Genomic DNA, 18,429 nt, shown 5'->3' with positions numbered 1-18,429 from the left:
ATTCTCCCGGAACTTCATATGCGCGCCCTCGTTTCCACCATGCGCGCCGCGCCGCCCTGGTCGGTACCGGTACGCGAGTCATCCCAGTACACCCGCACCTGGCAGTTGGCCGGGCAGCCGACGATCTCGCCGCAGGTGGTGGTATCGGTTGCGCCGGAGCCGATGGTGGTCTTCATCGCATTGATCCAGGCGGTGAGATCGTTGGCGCGGACATCGGCGCCGGTGATGGCGGCGGCGCTGCAGGTCTTGCCGATGTTGTAGTCGGCGGTGGGATTGGCGCGCATGGCCTCGATGATGGAGTTGAGCTGCCATCACCGCCTGGCTGCTTTCCAGCGAGCTTTGCCCCCCGCGCAGGGCCAGCGACTGCATGGCGGCGATGCCGAGCAGGCCCACCGCCAGCACCAGCACGGAGACCAGCACCTCGATCATGCCCATGCCCTGCATGCGCGACCGCCCCAGCCGGGGCGCGGCCTGCCTGCGACTGCGGACTGCTGCAATGTGCTTCACGTTCACGGACATGCTCCGCCACCGTTGACCTTGGAAGACGACACCACGCCGCTGATCATCACCGTCAGCACACGCTGGTTCTGACTCGGATTGCTGGTGGGCATGCACACCGTCACCACCTGCTGGGCATCGATCAGCCCCGAGGGCTTGAACACGATGCCCGCGGCCGGGCCGCTGATCTGCACGCCGCCGGATGCACGGTTGCTGCGGATCACATCGTCGGTCGCCGTGACATTGTCGCGCCCGCGCACGATCCATTGGGTCCAGGACGTGCTGGAGGTGCAGGTCGAGCCATCCGTGCTGGGGCAGACCGTCACCCGCGCGTTGCGGCGAACGGCCTCGGCCCGCGCCAGCTGCAGCGAGGACAGCATTTCCTCGGACTGGCCGTTGAGGCGGCTGCTGTTGATCAGGGCGGTCATCCCGGGGACGGCGACGACGGCCAGGATGGCAATGACAGACACCGTCACCATCAGCTCCACCAAAGTGAAGCCGCGGGCGGCGGCGGGGGCAAGCGGGCGTGGATGGCGTGGCACGGGATCCCCTCGGAGTGCGGCAGGAAGACCGTAATGATGCCGCAGTGGGGAATCCAGCCCGTAGCCGACGGGCGGAATCCTGGCGGGGACGGGCGGCAGGTGGGCCGCCCGCAGGGCGTCAGGCGTCGTACTCGACTTCGCCGTACAGATCGTGCGCGTCGCTGCCCATGATCCGCACCCGCGCGAACTCGCCGGGCTTCAGGCCGGCCTCGCGACCGTCCTGCACCTGCACCAGGCCGTCGATCTCCGGCGCGTCCGCCATCGAACGGGCGATGGCCAGCTCGCCGTCGATGGCGTCCACCAGCACCTGCTGCACCGTGCCCACCTTGGCGGCCAGGCGCGCTTCGGAAATCGCCGCCTGGCGCTCCATGAAGCGGGCCAGGCGCTCCTGCTTCACGTCCTCCGGCACCGGGTCCGGCAGCGCGTTGGCCGCGGCGCCATCCACCGGCGAATAGGCGAACGCGCCCACGCGGTCCAGCTGCGCTGCGTCGAGGAAGTCCAGCAGCTCCTCGAACTCGGCCTCGGTCTCGCCGGGGAAGCCGACGATGAACGTGCTGCGGATCGTCAGCTGCGGGCAGATCGCGCGCCAGCGCTGGATGCGCTCCAGGGTCTTGTCCACCGCGCCCGGGCGTTTCATCAGCCTAAGGATGCGCGGGCTGGCATGTTGGAACGGGATGTCGAGGTATGGCAGCAGCTTGCCCTCGGCCATCAGCGGGATCACGTCGTCCACGTGCGGGTACGGGTACACGTAATGCAGGCGCGTCCACACGCCGAGCTGCGACAGACCTTCGCACAGCGCCTTCATGCGGGTTTCATACAGGCCATCGCGCCACGGGCGCGGCGCGTATTTCAGGTCCACGCCGTAGGCGCTGGTGTCCTGCGAGACCACCAGCAGTTCCTTGACGCCGCCGCGCGCCAGCTTCTCGGCCTCGCGCAGCACCTCGTCCACCGGGCGCGACACCAGGTCCCCGCGCATGGACGGGATGATGCAGAAGCTGCAGCGGTGGTTGCAGCCTTCGGAAATCTTCAGGTAGGCGTAGTGTTTCGGGGTGAGCTTGATGCCGACGCCCTCGATTTCCCCCTCGCCAAGGCGACGGGGGGCCGGCAGCAGGTCGGTGAAGGGATCATGCATCGGCGGCAGCGCCGCGTGCACCGCCTCCATCACGCTGGCGTAGTCCTGCGGGCCGCTGATCGCCAGCACGTCGGGGTAGGCCTCGCGAATGATCTCGCTGCGCTTGCCCAGGCAGCCGGTGACGATGACCTTGCCGTTCTCGGCCATGGCCTCGCCGATGGCATCCAGCGACTCGGCCACTGCCGCATCGATGAAGCCGCAGGTGTTGACCACCACCACGTCGGCCTCCTCATAGGTCTGCACCAGGTCATAGCCTTCCACCCGCAGCTGGGTGAGGATGCGCTCGGAATCGACCAGCGCCTTGGGGCAGCCGAGGCTGACGAAGCCGACTTTGCTGCCTTTGGTTGATGCGTTCTGCAGGGACATGCCGCGGCCACGTGAAAAGGTGCGAAATTATACGCACCCGGCAACGCCGGCCTGGCCGTGCGCGCCGGCGCACCGCGTCACTCTCCGTATCCATACACATCGAGGAACCCGCGATGGGTCACTGGCAGCCGCTTCCCACTCCCTCCGGCCCGATCGAGGCCTGGCGCGAAGAGCCCGCGGGCCCGTCGCGCGGGGCGGTGGTGGTGGTGCAGGAAATCTTCGGGGTCACCGACCATATCCGCGCGGTGTGCGCGCAGCTGGCGGCGGCCGGGTTCGTGGCGCTGGCCCCGGCGTTCTTCGACCGCCTCGCACCCGGCACCGTGCTGCCGTATGACGCCGAAGGCACCGCCCGCGGCCGCGAGCTGGTGGCGCGGCTGGGGCTGGAGGACGCGGTGGCGATCGCCGCGGCCGCCGCCGGGGCGCTGCGTGCGCAGGGGTTGGCCGTGGGCATCGTGGGCTTCTGCTGGGGCGGCACGGTGGCGCTGCTGGGCAATACCCGCCTCGGCCTGCCGGCGGTGAGCTACTACGGCGCGCGCAACGTACCGTATCTGGACGCGCCGGCACGGGCGCCGCTGATGTTCCATTTCGGCGCGCTGGACCCGCACATCCCGCCCGAGGCGGTGGAGGCGCACCGGCGCAAGCAGCCGCAGGCGCAGGTGTTCGTGTATCCGCAGGCCGACCACGCCTTCGCGCGCGCGCCCGACCCGCCCTACCAGCCCGAGGCCGCCGCGCTGGCGTGGCAGCGCACCCTGGCGTTTTTCACGGAGCACCTGCGATGAACACCTGGCACCTGGACCCGCGCCTGGCCGACGATACTGCGCCGGTCATCGACCTGCCGCTGTGCGAGGTGCGCCTGATGGACGATGCCAACCATCCGTGAAGCGATCCTGGTGCCACGGGTGCCGGAGGCGGTGGAGATCATCGACCTCGACCCGGCCCAGCGCACGCGCCTGAGCGCGGAGATCGACCTCGCCGCGCGCGCGCTCAAGGCGCTGTTCAAGCCCGACAAGCTCAATGTTGCTGCGCTCGGCAACCAGGTGCCGCAGCTGCACGTGCACGTGATCGCCCGCTTCCGCGACGACATCGCCTGGCCGCGCCCGGTCTGGGGGGCGGCGAATGCGCGCCCGTACGCGCCGGAAGAGCTGGTGCAGCGGGTGACCGCGCTGCGCGCCGCGCTGGGCGCCGGCCAGGGCTGACCCAAGCGCGCTCAGGTGCGCGGCAGGGTGACGCCGGTCTGGCCCTGGTACTTGCCGCCGCGGTCCCTGTAGCTGGTCTGGCACACGTCGTCGGCATCCGCCTGGAAGAACAGCATCTGCGCCACCCCCTCCCCCGCGTAGATCCGCGCCGGCAGCGGGGTGGTGTTGGAAAACTCCAGGGTGACGTGCCCTTCCCACTCCGGCTCCAGCGGGGTGACGTTGACGATGATCCCGCAGCGGGCATAGGTGCTCTTGCCCAGGCACACCACCAGCACGTCGCGCGGGATGCGGAAATACTCCACCGTGCGCGCCAGCGCGAAGGAATTGGGCGGAATGATGCACACATCGTCCACCACGTCCACGAAGCTCTTGGGGTCGAAGTGCTTGGGATCGACGATGGTCGAGTTGATGTTGGTGAACACCTTGAACTCGCGCGCGCAGCGCACGTCGTAGCCGTAGCTCGATGTGCCGTAGCTGACGATGCGGTGGCCGTCGGCGGCGGTCTTGACCTGATCGGGCGCGAACGGCTCGATCATGCCGTGCTGCTCGGCCATGCGGCGGATCCAGCGGTCGCTCTTGATGCTCATGCAGGGAATGCGGATGCCGGGAGTGGCCGGCGAGTGTAAGCCAATCGGGGCACCGGCCGGCAGACGCGACCCTCGGCCCGGCCGCTCAGCCCAGCAGCGAAGCCAGGATCCCGCTGCGCACCACCGGCCGCTGCGCCAGCTGCTCCAGCAGCGCCCGCGCCGCCGCGCGGTAGGCCTGCGCGGGCTGCGACTGCGGCTGCGCGGCGACGATCGGCACCCCGGCATCGCCCTGCTCGCGGATCGCCGCCGCCAGCGGCAGCGCGCCCAGCAGCGGCACCTCGTACTGCGCCGCCATGCGCTCGCCGCCGCCCGCGCCGAACACGTGCTCGGCATGCCCGCACTGCGAGCACACGTGGATGGCCATGTTCTCCACCAGCCCGAGGACCGCGATGCCGACCTTGCGGAACATCATCAGCGCGCGCCGGGCATCCAGCGTGGCCACCTCCTGCGGGGTGGTGACGATCACCGCGCCGGCCACCGGGATCTTCTGCGCCAGGGTGAGCTGGATGTCGCCGGTGCCGGGCGGCAGGTCCACCACCAGCACGTCCAGATCGTCCCAGGCCGTCTGCTGCAGCAGCTGCGTCAGCGCCTGGGTCACCATCGGCCCGCGCCAGATCATCGGCGCGTCCTGATCCACCAAGAGCCCGATCGAAACCGCCTGCACCCCGTGCGCGCGTGGCGGGAGGATGGTCTTGCCGTCGGGGCTCTCGGGCCGGCCCGACAGCCCCAGCATCAGCGGCACGCTGGGCCCGTAGATGTCGGCATCCAGCACCCCCACCCGCAGCCCCTCGCCCGCCAGCGCCAGCGCCAGATTGACCGCCACCGTGGACTTGCCCACCCCGCCCTTGCCGGAGCCGACGGCGATGATGTTGCGGACATTGGCGAGCGGCTTGAGCTCGCCCTGGACGGCATGGGCGGGGAGGCGGGGCATGGGCGAAGCGCTCTGCGGGACACCAGCGGATTTTACGCGCGGGTTGGCACCCAGAGCCCCGATATCGTGCGCCCTTGACATTCCTGAACAGTCGCCCATGCCTTTTGTCATGGGGGAAATTCGTTAAATTGATGTAGGGTTCACGATCCCGGAACAATCGGGGCGTGCTCAACCGCTTGACTCTGGGCGCATTTTCTTTCCCCTAAAAATAAGGACTCCCACCATGGCAGTTCATCGCCGCTCCACCCTCCCTCGTCGCCCGCTGGCACTCGCGCTGGCCGCCCTGCTGCTGCCCGCCGCCGCCATGGCCCAGGACCAGAACGCACAGTCCACCCAGGACCAGAAGCCTGCTGCCAAGACCGAAGGCAAGGCCAAGGACCTGGACAAGGTCGTGGTCACCGGCTCGCTGATCCCGCAGACCCAGGTCGAGACTTTCGTCCCGGTCACCATCATTTCCGCCGAGGACATCCAGGCCCGCGGCTTCAACAACGTGGCAGAGGTGCTGCAGAAGAGCTCGTTCGCCACCGGCGGCGTGCAGAACAACCAGAGCTCGGCCTCGTTCACCCAGGGCGCCGAAACCCTCAGCCTGTTCGGCCTGTCGCCGAGCTACGTCAAGTACCTGATCGACGGCCGCCCGATGGCCAACTACCCGGCGCTGTACAACGGCACCGACGTGTTCAACAACATCAGCGGCATCCCGGTGGACCTGGTGGACCGCATCGAGATCCTGCCCGGTGGGCAGTCCTCCCTGTACGGTTCCGATGCCATCGCCGGTGTGGTCAACATCATCCTGAAGAAGAACATCGATAGCGCCGTGCTCAGCGGCCGCGTCGGTGGTTATGACGAGGGTGGCGGCCGCAGCGGGCGTCTGAGCTACGCCGACAGCTTCGCCAGCAAGGATGGCCGCTGGAACACCCTGCTGGGCGTACAGGTCGAGAAGGTGGATCCGGTGTGGGCCTACCAGCGCGACCTGACCAAGCAGTTCAACCTGAACGCCTACAACGGCGCGGCGCCGCTGGCCAGCCGCGACTGGCTGGTGTACAGCCCGTTCACCAGCTACAACTTCATGGATCCGAACAACTGCGCGAACGTGAAGGCCGGCTTCGGCGGCACGGTGGACCTGCAGACCCGCCCAGGCTTCGGCGACACCCACTACTGCGGTTCGTTCTACACCCCTGGCTACCGCACCCTGAAGAACCAGAAGGAAAGCGCGCAGCTGTACGTGCACTCCACCTTCGACCTGACCAGCGATGCGCAGCTGTATGCCGACGTGCTGCTGAACCAGGAAAAGGTGAAGTACCACATCGGTTCGAACTACGTCTGGTGGGGCACCAGCGTGAAGTGGGGCTACTACTACGACCCGAACCTGGATGACTTCCTGAACCTGCAGCGTGCGTTCACGCCCGAGGACATGGGCGGCTGGAAGAACACCATGGACGAGAACAAGAGCACGTCCTACGCGGTGACGGTCGGCGTGAACGGCACCGTCGGCGGCAATTCCAACTGGGATTACGACGTCAGCATCAGCCGCACCCACTACAAGCTCGACGAGATCAGCCTGGCCCGCCTGGCGGATCCGATCAACGATTACTTCCAGCAGCACGTGCTGGGCCCGCAGCTGGGCCTGGACCCGTACTACGACGCATACCCGGTGTTCACCCCGAACTACGCGGCGTTCTACACCCTGATGTCGCCGGCGGATTTCTACAGCTTCATGGGCAAGACCGTCTCGCGCAGCAGCACCTACGACAATCTGCTGCGCGCCCAGTTCACCAACGGCGCACTGTTCTCGCTGCCCGGCGGTGATGCCGGCGTAGCGATCGCGGTGGAAGCCGGCACCGAAGGCTGGTCCTACAACCCCGACCCGCTGCTGCTGGACGGCAAGATCTGGGGCACCACCGCGGTCAGCGGTAATGGCAGCCGCTCGCGCTATGCCGTCACCGGCGAGATGCGCCTGCCGGTGTGGGACAAACTGACGCTCGCTGCCTCGGCCCGCTACGACGCCTTCCGCGCCGCCGGCCGCACCATCGACAAGCCCACCTACAGCCTCGGCCTGGAATACCGCCCGTTCGAGTCGCTGCTGGTGCGCGGCAAGTACGGCACCGCGTTCAAGGCGCCGACCCTGGCCGACCAGTTCCAGGGCGTCAGTGGCTTCTATAGTTCCACCGTCGACTACTACAACTGCGCCCTGCTCGGCTTCGATGCCGGCAACGTGGACCAGTGCCCGGCCCGTTACTCCAATCTCCAGTACTTCGGCCAGCAGTCCGGCAACCCGGATCTGAAGCCGATCAATGCCAAGGTGTGGAGCTATGGCGTGGTGTGGGCACCGACCGCCAGGTTCTCGGTCAGCGCCGACTACTACCACTGGAACATCAAGGATGAAGTGGCGCTGCAGAATGTCGACCAGCTGATGCGCGACGAGGCGAACTGCCGCCTGGGCACGCTGGACATCAACTCCGGCACCTGCCAGGCTGCGCTGAGCCAGGTTCATCGCGGTGCCGCCGGCACCGTGCAGTCGATTGATGTCAAGAAGGTCAACATCGCCAGCGAGTCGCTGAACGCGGTGGCCCTCGGCGTCAACTACCGCCAGGACCTGGGTGCCTGGGGCGAGCTGAACCTGTCCGGCAACTGGACCCGCAACCTCAAGCACGAGTTCCAGCAGTATCCGGGCGATCCCACCATCGACCTGCTGAGCGACCCGTACTGGAGCACCGATCCGAAGTACAAGGCCAGCGCCTCGGCGGGCTGGAACCTGGGCCGCTGGACCACCACGGTGTACGCCAACTACCTCGGCCCGACCCCGAACTACCGCGCCACCCTGACCCCGGCTGGCTACGGGTATGCCGGCGCCGGTCGCCTCGGTTCGTACACGACCCTCAACGCCAGCGTCAACTTCGACGTCACCGAAGACCTGAAGCTGTCGCTGCTGGTCAACAACCTGGCCAACCGGATGCCGAACATGGACGTGCATTCCTATCCGGGCAGCAGTGGCGCGCCGTACAACAGCAGCAACTTCGATGTGCTGGGCCGTGCGTACTACCTGGAAGCCAAATGGAGCTTCGGCAAGTCCAAGTAATCGCCGGTGCGATGAACGAGAAACCCCGCCACATGGCGGGGTTTCTTTGCGCGCGCCCTGGTGCCAACGCCACGATGCCTGCCTGTGAAGGCACGCATCGCGACGATCATTCGATATGCACGCCCCCGTCCTCAAGCAGGGCACGCAAGTCATCCAGCGCCGATCCGTAGCGTTTCCAGCGCGCCAACGCCTGCCTGTGCAATGGTTCGCGCACCTGCACCGCGCTGGCGGTCGCCACCGGCGCGGCATTGTCTGCAAAACGCAGGCAGGCCGGGTCCCACTCCAGCCCGCAGTGCGCCAGCAGGTGCCGGGTCTGGCCTTCCTGGTCGTCCACCAGCGCCTCGTAGTGCATCTCCAGCACGCGCCCGGGAAGCACCTGCTGCCAATGCCGCATCAGCGCATCGAACTGGAGGTAATAGCGGCCCGTGTCCAGCAGATCGAAGGAATAGTCGTAATAGGGGCTGGTCTGCGCGAACAGCTGGCGGAAGTTGCCCAGGCAGGTGTCCATCGGATTGCGTCGCAGGCAGACGATCCTGGCATTGGGCAGAGCACGCGCGATGTGGCCGAGATAAAGGAAGTTATGCGGCAGCTTGTCCACGAAGCGCGGCCGCACGGCGGTCCCCGGCCGGGTGCTCGCCACGTAGGTCTCGCCCAGTCTGCGCGGCTCGACCGCGGCCCCGCGGCGCAGGGTTTCGGCATCCAGCAGCTCGGGCGTAGGGCTGCCCGACAGCCGCTTCAGCACCACGCCGAAATTCTGCAGTTCGCCCGCCGAGTGCACCTGCGGATGGCTGGACAGGATGCGGTCCACCAGCGTGGTGCCGCTACGCGGCATGCCGACCACGAAAATCGGCGACGGATCGGGATCACCACCGCCACTATCGCCCGGTGCCGGGAAAAGGCCACGGAGCGTATCGAACAAAGCAGCATCACGTGCACTGGAATAGCCTCGCGCCTCGCCGCCTGCGGCCTTGCCGGCCGCCAGATGGGAAAACGCGCACGGATAGTCGCCGAGATCCTCCAGCTCCTTGGCCAGGGCCAGATTCAGATACATCCGCGCCTCGCCACCATCCGCCCGCTCCAGCAATCCGCGCAGGCGGTCCAAGTGGTTGTGCTCCGGGGTGGCCTTGCACAGTTGGGCCAGGGCCAGGTGCGCCTTCCAGAACGTCGGGTCGGCTGCAATGCATGCCTCGTACTCGTGCCCGGCCCGCTCCATCTGGCCGATGAACATCAGCGACGTGGCCAGGTTGAAATGACTGACCGCCCTGCCCGGCACCCGCTGCACCGCGAGCTCGAACAGCCGCGCGGCCTTGGCATGTTCATTGGCCTGGGTGTAGACCACGGCGAGCGTGTCCAGCGTCGCCGCATCCTGCGGACCCATCGCCAGCGCAGCATCCGCGGCCACCACCGATTCGCGGGTCAGACGGGCCATCGCCAAACCGCGCGCGAACTGCGCGGCATAGTCAGGCCGACCGGGATTGTGGTGGACCGCGCGCTGCAGGTGGCGGATGCCTTCCCGCAGGCGCTGCATCTGCAGTGCCGCCACGCCCGCAACGAAGTAAACACCGGCGTGCGGCGGGATCTTCGGCAACAGCGATTCTGCCAGCGCAGATGCCCGGGCCCAGTCGCCGCGGTTGAGCGCGTCCACTGCTCGCGCATAGATTTGCGGAGGGGTTTCCATCCGCGAATGGTAGCGCGGGCTGCTAGGATTCCCCCGGGGAACGACTCTTCAGGGGAACGACATGATGCACTCACGTGTCCACATTCGGTTGCTGGCGGCATGCTTTGCCTTCTCGAGCCTGGCCGCGACCGCCGGGCAACCCATCCCGGCCGAGGTGCTGGCCCGGACGCCGGCGATCCAGTCGGTCTCGATGAGCACCGATGGCAAGAACCTGGTCACGCTGGTGGTCGCCCCCGGCAGCAAAGACGGGGATACCGCGCTCGCGAGCTGGGACCTCGACCATATCGATGCCGGCAGCCGCATCACGCCCTCCGGCGACCGCATGAAGTTCGTGGCCGCAAGCGCGCTGAAGGCGGACCGCATCCTCGTGATCGCCCGCCAGGAATGGACCGGCCAACTCGGTGAGCTGCGGCGAGGGCAAGCGAACCGGGGCAACCAAGACCTTCGTCTTCAAGACCTACCTGACCGACGGCAGCCACAAGAAATTCGACGAGGCCTTCGCGGCGAAGTCGAGCAAGATCGACATGCCCGAGGACATGCGCCGCTGCCTGGAGCTTGCGGGCACGGCATCGCTGGTCAATCCGCTTCCGCTGGATCCGGACAACGTGATCATCCGCCAGCTCGATCCCGGCTCGATGGTAAGCAACTACCTGCTTTACAACCTGCGCAGCGGTGAGAGCAGGCTGCTGTTCAAGGGTGGCGGCCGCTCCGAGCCCGGCCTGTTCGATCCGCGCACTGGCGAGTTGCTGACGCGTACCCAGCTGGAACCGGTCGGCGGCGGCGAATACGAACAGCAGGTGCTGATCCGCGACCCCGAGAGCAATCAGTTCGTGGTTCACCCCAACCTGACCCGCAAGCTCAGTGAACGCTACACCGTGGACATCGTCGGCCGCGACGAGCGCAGCGGCAAGTTCTACGTCCTCACCGACCTGTTCTCCGACAAGGTGCAGGCATGGCTGTACGACCCCGCCACCCGCACGTTCGAGGACGAGCCGCTGCTGGCGCATCCGAAATACTCGATCTCGCGCCTGATCTTCGGGCGCCAGCCGAGCGATTTCGGCCGGATTCTCGGTTTCGCAGTGGATGGCCCGCAGGTCGAAGTCACCTATATCGACCCAAGGATGCAGGCCATCCAGGCCCTGCTGGAGAAAAATTTCCCGGCCCAGTCGGTCATGATCACCGGCTATGACGACGGGCTCGGCAAGGTGCTGTTCACCACCTCCAGCCATCGCGACCCGCCCGCCTATCATCTGTTGCTGGACCGCAAGCGGATCGTCAGCCTCGGCAGCAGGCTCCCCTCTTTCAAGCCGGAATGGGTGGGTGAACAGCGCTGGGTGGAGTACCGCGCCCGCGACGGGATGACCATCCCTGCGATCCTTGACCTGCCTGCCGGCTGGACCCCAGCGCAGGGGCCACTGCCCGCCATCGTGCATCCGCATGGCGGCCCCTGGTCGCGTGACTACATGGGCTGGGACGTTTCCGGCTGGGTGCCGTTCCTGACCTCGCGTGGCTATGCCGTGCTGCGCCCGCAATACCGCGGCTCCACCGGACTGGGCCGTGCGCTGTGGCTGGCGGGGGGATGCGGAATGGGGCCAGAAGATGCAGGACGATCTCGATGACGGCGCCACCTGGCTGGTCCAGCAGGGCATCGCAGATACCAGGCGCGAAGCCATCTTCGGCTACTCCTATGGCGGCTTCGCCGCCGCCGCGGCGGTCGTGCGCCCGAACGGCCCCTTCCAGTGCGCCATCGCGGGCGCGCCGGTGACGGATCTCGCCAAGCTCGGCTGGTCCTGGAGCGAGAATCGCCTGCAGCGAATCCTTCAGGGCCGCACTGTGAAGGGCATGGACCCCATGCAGAACACCGAAAAGGCCAGCATCCCGGTGCTGCTGTTCGTGGGCGACCGCGACGTGCGTACCCCCGCCTTCCACGCCGAAGGCTTCTATAAAGCGGTGAAGGACAAGGTTCCGGCAAAATTCGCGCTGGTCCCCGATATGCCGCACAGCATGCCGTGGTATCCGCGCCAGCAGCTGCAGACTCTGGGGTTGATCGAGGCATTCCTGGAGCACGACTGCAACCGCAAAGGCTAAAGCCAGGCCGTCACGCAAGCGGCTTCCCATCGCCACATGCCGCGCACCACGCGGCGCATCCGCACGCCATCCGCCTGCAGTCAGGCTGCAGCAAGCCATGAAATGTGACTTGGATCGCGCTTTTCATGCCAATTGGCATGCCCGCATTGGGTTGCCATTACATGAAAAAAACATTAATTTTCGTTCATGAGCTACGCCAGGAGGATGGGCCTCCGGCGCTCATTCATGGGGGAAACAGATGAAGAAGCACGCTCAAGTGGCGCAGCTGCGCAAGCTGCCGCTGTTCCTCGCCGTCCTCGGCTGCCTGTACGGTGCGCCGGTACTGGCGCAGGAAGCGGGAGATCAGAAGCAGGACTCTGCTGCCAAGCAGGAAGATGCCAAGAAAAAGGATGAGCCGAAGGAGCTGGAGAAAGTCACCGTCACCGGCTCACTGATCAAGCGCCTCGAGTACGACACGATCTCCCCCGTGCAGGTGATCTCCGCCGACGTGAGCGTTGACGTCGGCCAGATCAACACCGCCGAATTCCTGCAGAAGTCCAGCGTCGCTGCCGGCTCCACCCAGATCAGCAACCAGTTCGCCGGCTTCGTCGTGGAAGGCGGTACCGGCGTACAGACCATCAACCTTCGCGGCCTGGGCGCCCAGCGCACCGCCGTGCTGCTCAACGGTCAGCGCCCCGGCCCGGCCGGCACCCGCGGCCAGGTGCTGGCGTTCGATCTGAACGTGATCCCGCAGTCGATCCTGCAACGCGCGGAAATCGTGAAGGATGGCTCATCCTCGATCTACGGCTCGGACGCACTGGCGGGCGTGGTCAACCTGATCACCCGCAAGAACTTCAACGGACCCGAAGTCACCTTCACCGCCCGGTCTCCGCAGAAGGGGGGGCGGAAACGGTCAGCTTCTCCGTCGCCAATGGCTGGAACTTCGGCAAGGGCAGCATCGCGGCCGCAGCCGAGTATTACCTGCAGGAGCCGCTGCGCTTCGGCGACCGCGACTTCCTGCGCTGCGCACAGGATCTGGTGTGGGACCAGAACGGCAATCGCATCGACCGCCAGGATCGCTCGATCCTCGCCGGCACCCCGCTCGGCGGCTGCTCCGGCGGCAATCTCTACATCAACACCGTCATCGATGCGGTCTACGGTAGGCGCTACATCCCGTCGCCAGATGGCGTGACCATTGGCCTGATTCCTGGCTACCGCCCCCGTACGAATGCCAACTACGGCCCCGGCAATACCGGCCAGGCCTATTTCGAGGATGTTCTCAACTTCGATCGCTTCGGCGAGCAGCAGCTGATCGATCGCCAGGAACGTTTCAGCGTCTTCGCCACCTCCGACTTCAACCTGGGGGCGGTCAACTGGACGACCGACTTCCTGTTCAATCGTCGCGGCACCGACACCCACCGCTGGCGCCAGTTCTTCCCGCTCACTGGCGGCACGACAGCGATAATTCCGGCTTACAGGTATACCGACGGCTCCAGTTTCGCCAGCCCGGTGCCGAGCGGCATCGCCCAGCCGGTGATGCCTTTCCCCTCAGACCAGAAGATCCGGATCAACTATTACTACCTCCGCACCGGCCTGGACGGGCTGATCGGCGGCACCGATACCTGGAGCTGGACGACCAACCTGTCCTACACGCGTTCGGACGGTGACTACTCGGTGCTGTCGATCCTCAAGTCCAAGTCTGGGGACGTCGATCCTAACCTGCGCCCGTGGACGGGCGGGCGCTCGCCCAGCGTCAACTACTTCGATCCCTGCTATCTCAGCGGCCAGTGCATGGAACAGCTGGTGGCAGCAGTCGGGGCCTGGCATACCGGCAATACCGTGTACGACCAGTACCTGATCAATGCCGTAGCGACTGGTGAAGTGTTCAACCTGCCGGCAGGCGCGGTGAACATGGCGATCGGCGCCGAATACCGCAATTTCGGCATCAATGACCAGCCCAGCCAGCAGGAGCGCAGCGGCGACCTGTGGGGCCAGAGCTCGGCAGTGGTCACCAAGGGGCGCGATCACGTGAAGGAAATTTTCACTGAGGTCGAAGTGCCATTGTTGAAGGGGCTGCCGGCGTTCGAGTCGCTGACCCTGAACATGTCGGCGCGCGCCTTCGATTACGCTTCGGTCAACAAGTCCGATTCGGTCTGGAAGCTGGGCCTGGGTTGGCAGATCATCCCGGCTGTGCGTCTGCGCGCCACCAAGGGCACTTCCTATCGCGCGCCGGGCCTGTACGAACTCTACCTCGGCAACCTGTCCAGCTTCGTATCGCAGACTTCGATCGATCCGTGCATCAATTGGGGACAAAGCACCAACGACTTCATTCGAGCCAATTGCGCTGCGGCGGGGGTCCCGGACAATTTCCCGGGTGGCACCTCTTCCGCCACGGTAATCTCGCAGGGCGGTGCCGGTGTGCTCAAACCGGAAACCTCCAGCGCGAAGACGGCGGGTATCGTATTCACCCCCACGTCGTTCCCGTTCAGCATGGCGGTGGATTACTTCGAGTACACCGTGCGCAACCAGATCGCCCAGCTCACCGCCGCCACCATTCTCGGAGGCTGCTATGGCGCCCAGGTGTATCCGAACCAGTTCTGCTCGCTGTTCGTACGCAATCCGCCCAATCACCCGACTGCGCCAAACAAGATCGAAACCGTGTACCAGAAGTACGTCAACGTGAACCGGCAGAAAGTCCGCGGGTATGACTTGCTGGGCCGCTACGACGGCGACTTCAGCTTCGGCAAGCTCGAAGTGGAAGGTCAGGCGACCTACATGATGGAGGACTTCGAAGAGTTCTTCAGCACCTCGGCAGCCAGCGGATTCTCAACCTCCAACCGCAACGGCGCGATCGGGCGCCCCAAGGTGGTCGGCAATCTCCGCACTACGCTCAAGCGTGGCGATTGGAGCTGGACCTGGTATATGAATTACGTCGGCCGGACCAAGTCGCTGACCCTACAGCCCACATTCACCTACTTCGGCTGGACCAACGCGGTGCGGGACATCGTCGCCGAATCGCGTCTCTACCACACTCTCTCGGTGCGGTACGACCAGCCCAAGTGGTCGGCGCTCTTCGGCATCCAGAACGTCACCGACAAGGCCCCGCCGACCGTTTCCAGCGGGGTTGCGACCCGCTATGGCAATGTCCCGGCGTTCGCCACCCAGTACGACCTGCTCGGCAGGACGTTCTATACCCAGGTGAGCTTCAAGTTCTGAACAATCCTGGGCAATGACCGGGCGCAATCAGACCGTGTGGGACAGTCTGGTTGCACCGGGCCACGCAGAGCGCTCCGGATTCGGGCGCTCTTTTTTGCTCACCCAGCGCTCGTCATCTCTTGCGGAGCCACGATGCGGCGGCATGCTGACCTGCCCCCACTGAGCCGTACCACGAGAAGCTGAGTAAAGTCCGTCACCTGAGAGGACGGGGCATGCGCCGTTCCTTACTAGACAGTGGAAAAGCCGGCTGATCCGGCAAAACCTCCACTCCCGCAATCCCGCCCCAATGTCATCGCCACCGGCAGCAATGCAGCAAACCTTCACGCCTCGACTTCCACCCCATACCCCCGCGGATGGGGTATAAAACGCTGCCGGGACGCGCCGCGTTCCGCTGATCCTCGGGAGGGACTACCAGATGCGCAAGAGCAAGATGATCCTGCTGAGCCTGCTGGCTTCGCTGTCGCTGTCGGCGGCCGCCCAGCACAACCCGGCGTCGCCGGTTGGCAAGTGGAAGACGCTGGATGACAAGACCGGCAAGCCGATGACCATCACCGAAATCTACGAAGCCAAGAACGGTACGCTGGCCGCGAAGATCGTGGAGAACCTCGGGCTGCCGGCCACCTGCGAGGAATGCAGCGGCCAGTACAAGGGCAAGCCGTTCGTCGGCATCGTCACCCTGTGGAACCTCAAGCCGCAGAACGACGGCAGCTGGGGCGATGGCAACGGCTACAAGCCCTCCGAGGATCGCAGCTTCAAGGCCAAGTCCGTCAAGCTGATCGACGGCGGCAAGAAGCTGGATGTCAAAGGCTGCGTGGCCTTCATCTGCCGCACGGCGACCTGGGTCCGGGTAGAGTGAGCATCCGCCACCGTCTCGCCTTGCCAGAAAACCCCGGTCATGCCGGGGTTTTCGCGTTCTGGGCGCAAGGCGCGCGCATGCGATAATCGCGCCCCCTTCCGTACCGTCACGCCCATGCCCCGCGCTGCGCTCGTCACCAACGCTCTGCCCTATGCCAACGGCCCGCTGCACCTGGGCCATCTGGTCGGCTACATCCAGGCCGACATCTGGGTGCGGGCGCGGCGCATGCGCGGCGACACGGTGCACTACGTCTGCGCCGACGACACCCACGGCACGCCGATCATGCTGGCGGCGGAAAAGGCCGGCACCACGCCGGAGGCCTTCATCGCCGCGATCCAGGCCGGGCACGAGCGCGACTTCGCCGCGTTCGGGGTGGCGTTCGACCATTACGACTCCACCCATTCCCCCGCCAACCGCGCGCTGACCGAGGCGATCTATGCCGCGCTGGAGGCCGGCGGCCACATCCGCCGGCGCCACGTGGCGCAGCTGTATGACCCGGTCAAAGGGATGTTCCTGCCCGACCGCTACGTCAAGGGCACCTGTCCGAATTGCGGCGCGTCCGACCAATACGGCGACAACTGCGAGGTCTGCGGCGCCACCTACGCGCCGACCGACCTCAAGGACCCGAAATCCGCGGTCTCCGGTGCCACCCCGGAGCTGCGCGAGTCCGAGCACTTCTTCTTCGAGCTGGCGGACTTCGCCGCGTTCCTGCGCCAGTGAGCTGGCGGGCGATGTCGCGGCGCCCGGGGTCAAGGCCAAGCTGATGGAATGAGCGGACGCCGAAGGCGGCCTGCGCGCCTGGGACATCTCGCGCGACGCGCCCTACTTCGGCTTCGCCATCCCCGGCCAGCCCGGCAAGTTCTTCTATGTCTGGCTGGACGCGCCGATCGGCTACCTGTCCAGCTTCCAGACCCTGTGCCAGCGCGCCGGAATCGACTTCGACGCTTTCGTGCGCGCCGGGGCGGAGGCCGGCACCGAGCTGCACCACTTCCTGGGCAAGGACATCGTCAACTTCCACGGCCTGTTCTGGCCGGCGGTGCTGCACGGCGCCGGCCTGCGCGCGCCGACCCGCCTGCACGTCAACGGCTATTTGACGGTGGACGGCGCGAAGATGAGCAAGTCGCGCGGCACCTTCATCCTGGCGCGCACCTATCTCGACGCCGGGCTGGACCCGGAGGCGCTGCGCTACTACTTCGCGGCCAAGTCCTCGGGCGGGGTGGATGACCTCGATCTCAACCTGGCCGACTTCAGCGCGCGTGAACAGCGACCTGGTCGGCAAGTTCGTGAACCTGGCCAGCCGCTGCGCCGGCTTCATCGAAAAACGCTTCGCCGGCCAGCTGGCCGCGGCGCTGCCGGATGCCGGCCAGTACGCCCATTTCCTCGCCGCGCTGGAGCCGGTGCGCGAGGCCTACGCGCCGCAACGACCCGGCCAGCGCCATCCGCCAGGTGATGGCGCTGGCGGACGAGGCCAACAAGTACATCGACGACGTCAAGCCGTGGGTGATCGCCAAGGACGCCGCGCGCGAGGCCGAACTGCAGGCGGTCTGCACCCAGGGCCTGAACCTGTTCCGCGTGCTGGCCGCCGCGCTGGCGCCGATCCTGCCGCGCACCAGCGCGCAGGCCGCCGCCTTCCTCGGCGCCCCGGTGCTGGCCTGGAGCGATCTCGAGGCGCCGCTGCTGGCGCGCGCCATCCAGCCCTACACCCCACTGTTCACCCGCATCGACCCCAAGCAGATCGACGCCATGATCGAGGCTTCCAGGGACACCCTCGCCGCGCCCGCGGCCACCACCGCGCCCGGCGGGGACAAGCCCGCCGCATCTGCCGCCGCTGCGACTATCGGCATCGACGACTTCGCCAGGCTCGACCTGCGCATCGGCAAGGTGTCCGAGTGCGGCTTCGTCGAGGGCAGCGACAAGCTGCTGCGCTTTTTGCTGGATGCCGGTGAGCTTGGCCAGCGCCAGATCTTCTCCGGCATCCGCGCCAGTTACGGGGAACCGGAGAAGCTCGTCGGCCGCAGCGTGGTGTTCATCGCCAACCTCGCCCCGCGCAAGATGCGCTTCGGCGTGAGCGAGGGGATGATCCTTTCGGCCGGGTTCGACGGCGGCGGCCTGTTCCTGCTGGATGCCGATGCCGGCGCGCAGCCCGGGATGCCGGTGCGCTGAGGGCGCCCCGGTGCGCGCGCGATGCGACCACACGAGGATGCCGCGTTCGCTGCAGCGAACTCAGGAAGAGATGCCGGCCGGCGGCCGGCATCGGGGCATGCGCGGAAGCGAACGCGGCGTC

General features: G+C 66.4%; 14 protein-coding genes and 2 pseudogenes. 9 read left to right on the top strand and 7 right to left on the bottom strand.

The window, feature by feature from the left end:
• Positions 1–14: 14 nt before the first annotated feature.
• The 3 genes from LJB71_RS05730 to rimO form a co-directional block, all read right to left on the bottom strand.
• The gene (locus tag LJB71_RS05730) at positions 15–284 is read right to left on the bottom strand and encodes a hypothetical protein (RefSeq protein ID WP_259303429.1); all 270 of its coding nucleotides are present in this window, start codon (positions 282–284) and stop codon (positions 15–17) included.
• A gap of 225 nt (positions 285–509) precedes the next feature.
• Positions 510–1,040: a GspH/FimT family pseudopilin gene (locus LJB71_RS05725; RefSeq protein ID WP_259303428.1), complete on the bottom strand. Its 531-nt coding sequence runs from the start codon at positions 1,038–1,040 to the stop codon at positions 510–512.
• Positions 1,041–1,158: 118 nt separating this feature from the next.
• Positions 1,159–2,538 carry a 30S ribosomal protein S12 methylthiotransferase RimO gene (gene rimO, locus LJB71_RS05720; protein WP_259303427.1) on the bottom strand — a complete coding sequence of 460 codons (1,380 nt, stop codon included), beginning with the start codon at positions 2,536–2,538 and terminating at the stop codon, positions 1,159–1,161.
• 113 nt (positions 2,539–2,651) lie between these two features.
• Here rimO and LJB71_RS05715 point away from each other — a divergent pair, with 113 nt between their 5' ends.
• Both LJB71_RS05715 and LJB71_RS05710 read left to right on the top strand, forming a co-directional pair.
• On the top strand, positions 2,652–3,317 hold the full coding sequence (locus LJB71_RS05715; RefSeq protein ID WP_259303426.1) for a dienelactone hydrolase family protein: 666 nt from the start codon (positions 2,652–2,654) through the stop codon (positions 3,315–3,317).
• Positions 3,314–3,734: pseudogene (locus LJB71_RS05710) on the top strand (HIT family protein). Before LJB71_RS05715 ends, LJB71_RS05710 begins: the two are co-directional and overlap by 4 nt.
• A gap of 11 nt (positions 3,735–3,745) precedes the next feature.
• Here LJB71_RS05710 and dcd read toward each other — a convergent pair.
• Positions 3,746–4,321, bottom strand: a complete 576-nt coding sequence (dcd, locus tag LJB71_RS05705; protein ID WP_259303424.1) for a dCTP deaminase — start codon at positions 4,319–4,321, stop codon at positions 3,746–3,748.
• Between the two features lie 85 nt (positions 4,322–4,406).
• Positions 4,407–5,252 (bottom strand): iron-sulfur cluster carrier protein ApbC, encoded by an 846-nt coding sequence (gene apbC, locus LJB71_RS05700; protein ID WP_259303423.1) that lies wholly within the window; start codon positions 5,250–5,252, stop codon positions 4,407–4,409.
• Between the two features lie 223 nt (positions 5,253–5,475).
• Between apbC and LJB71_RS05695 the strand changes: the two genes are divergently transcribed.
• Entirely contained in the window at positions 5,476–8,328 is a 2,853-nt protein-coding gene (locus LJB71_RS05695) for a TonB-dependent receptor (protein WP_259303422.1), read from the top strand.
• A gap of 106 nt (positions 8,329–8,434) precedes the next feature.
• Here LJB71_RS05695 and LJB71_RS05690 read toward each other — a convergent pair whose 3' ends face one another.
• Both LJB71_RS05690 and LJB71_RS14550 read right to left on the bottom strand, forming a co-directional pair.
• Positions 8,435–10,006, bottom strand: coding sequence for a tetratricopeptide repeat-containing sulfotransferase family protein (locus tag LJB71_RS05690; protein ID WP_259303421.1), 1,572 nt, complete (start codon positions 10,004–10,006; stop codon positions 8,435–8,437).
• 48 nt (positions 10,007–10,054) lie between these two features.
• Positions 10,055–10,369, bottom strand: coding sequence for a hypothetical protein (locus LJB71_RS14550; protein WP_310649395.1), 315 nt, complete (start codon positions 10,367–10,369; stop codon positions 10,055–10,057).
• Positions 10,370–10,407: 38 nt separating this feature from the next.
• Between LJB71_RS14550 and LJB71_RS14545 the strand changes: the two genes are divergently transcribed.
• From LJB71_RS14545 to metG, 6 genes and pseudogenes are all read left to right on the top strand, one after another.
• Positions 10,408–11,625, top strand: a complete 1,218-nt coding sequence (locus LJB71_RS14545) for a hypothetical protein (RefSeq protein WP_310649394.1) — start codon at positions 10,408–10,410, stop codon at positions 11,623–11,625.
• Entirely contained in the window at positions 11,606–12,094 is a 489-nt protein-coding gene (locus tag LJB71_RS14540) for a prolyl oligopeptidase family serine peptidase (protein WP_310649392.1), read from the top strand. The genes LJB71_RS14545 and LJB71_RS14540 overlap by 20 nt, the downstream gene beginning before the upstream one ends.
• A 238-nt stretch (positions 12,095–12,332) precedes the next feature.
• Positions 12,333–13,265 carry a TonB-dependent receptor plug domain-containing protein gene (locus LJB71_RS05680; protein ID WP_259303420.1) on the top strand — a complete coding sequence of 311 codons (933 nt, stop codon included), beginning with the start codon at positions 12,333–12,335 and terminating at the stop codon, positions 13,263–13,265.
• Complete coding sequence (locus LJB71_RS05675; RefSeq protein ID WP_310649437.1) at positions 13,262–15,289, top strand: TonB-dependent receptor; 2,028 nt, start codon at positions 13,262–13,264, stop codon at positions 15,287–15,289. Before LJB71_RS05680 ends, LJB71_RS05675 begins: the two co-directional genes overlap by 4 nt.
• Positions 15,290–15,704: 415 nt before the next feature.
• On the top strand, positions 15,705–16,145 hold the full coding sequence (locus tag LJB71_RS05670; protein ID WP_259303419.1) for a DUF2147 domain-containing protein: 441 nt from the start codon (positions 15,705–15,707) through the stop codon (positions 16,143–16,145).
• A 114-nt stretch (positions 16,146–16,259) separates the two neighbouring features.
• Positions 16,260–18,308 (top strand): annotated as a pseudogene (gene metG / locus LJB71_RS05665) (methionine--tRNA ligase).
• Positions 18,309–18,429: the final 121 nt, after the last annotated feature.

The sequence above is a fragment of the Thermomonas sp. S9 genome, assembly GCF_024704365.1.
In the GTDB taxonomy this organism is placed as follows: domain Bacteria; phylum Pseudomonadota; class Gammaproteobacteria; order Xanthomonadales; family Xanthomonadaceae; genus Thermomonas.
This window is presented reverse-complemented; position numbering and strand designations above follow the sequence as displayed.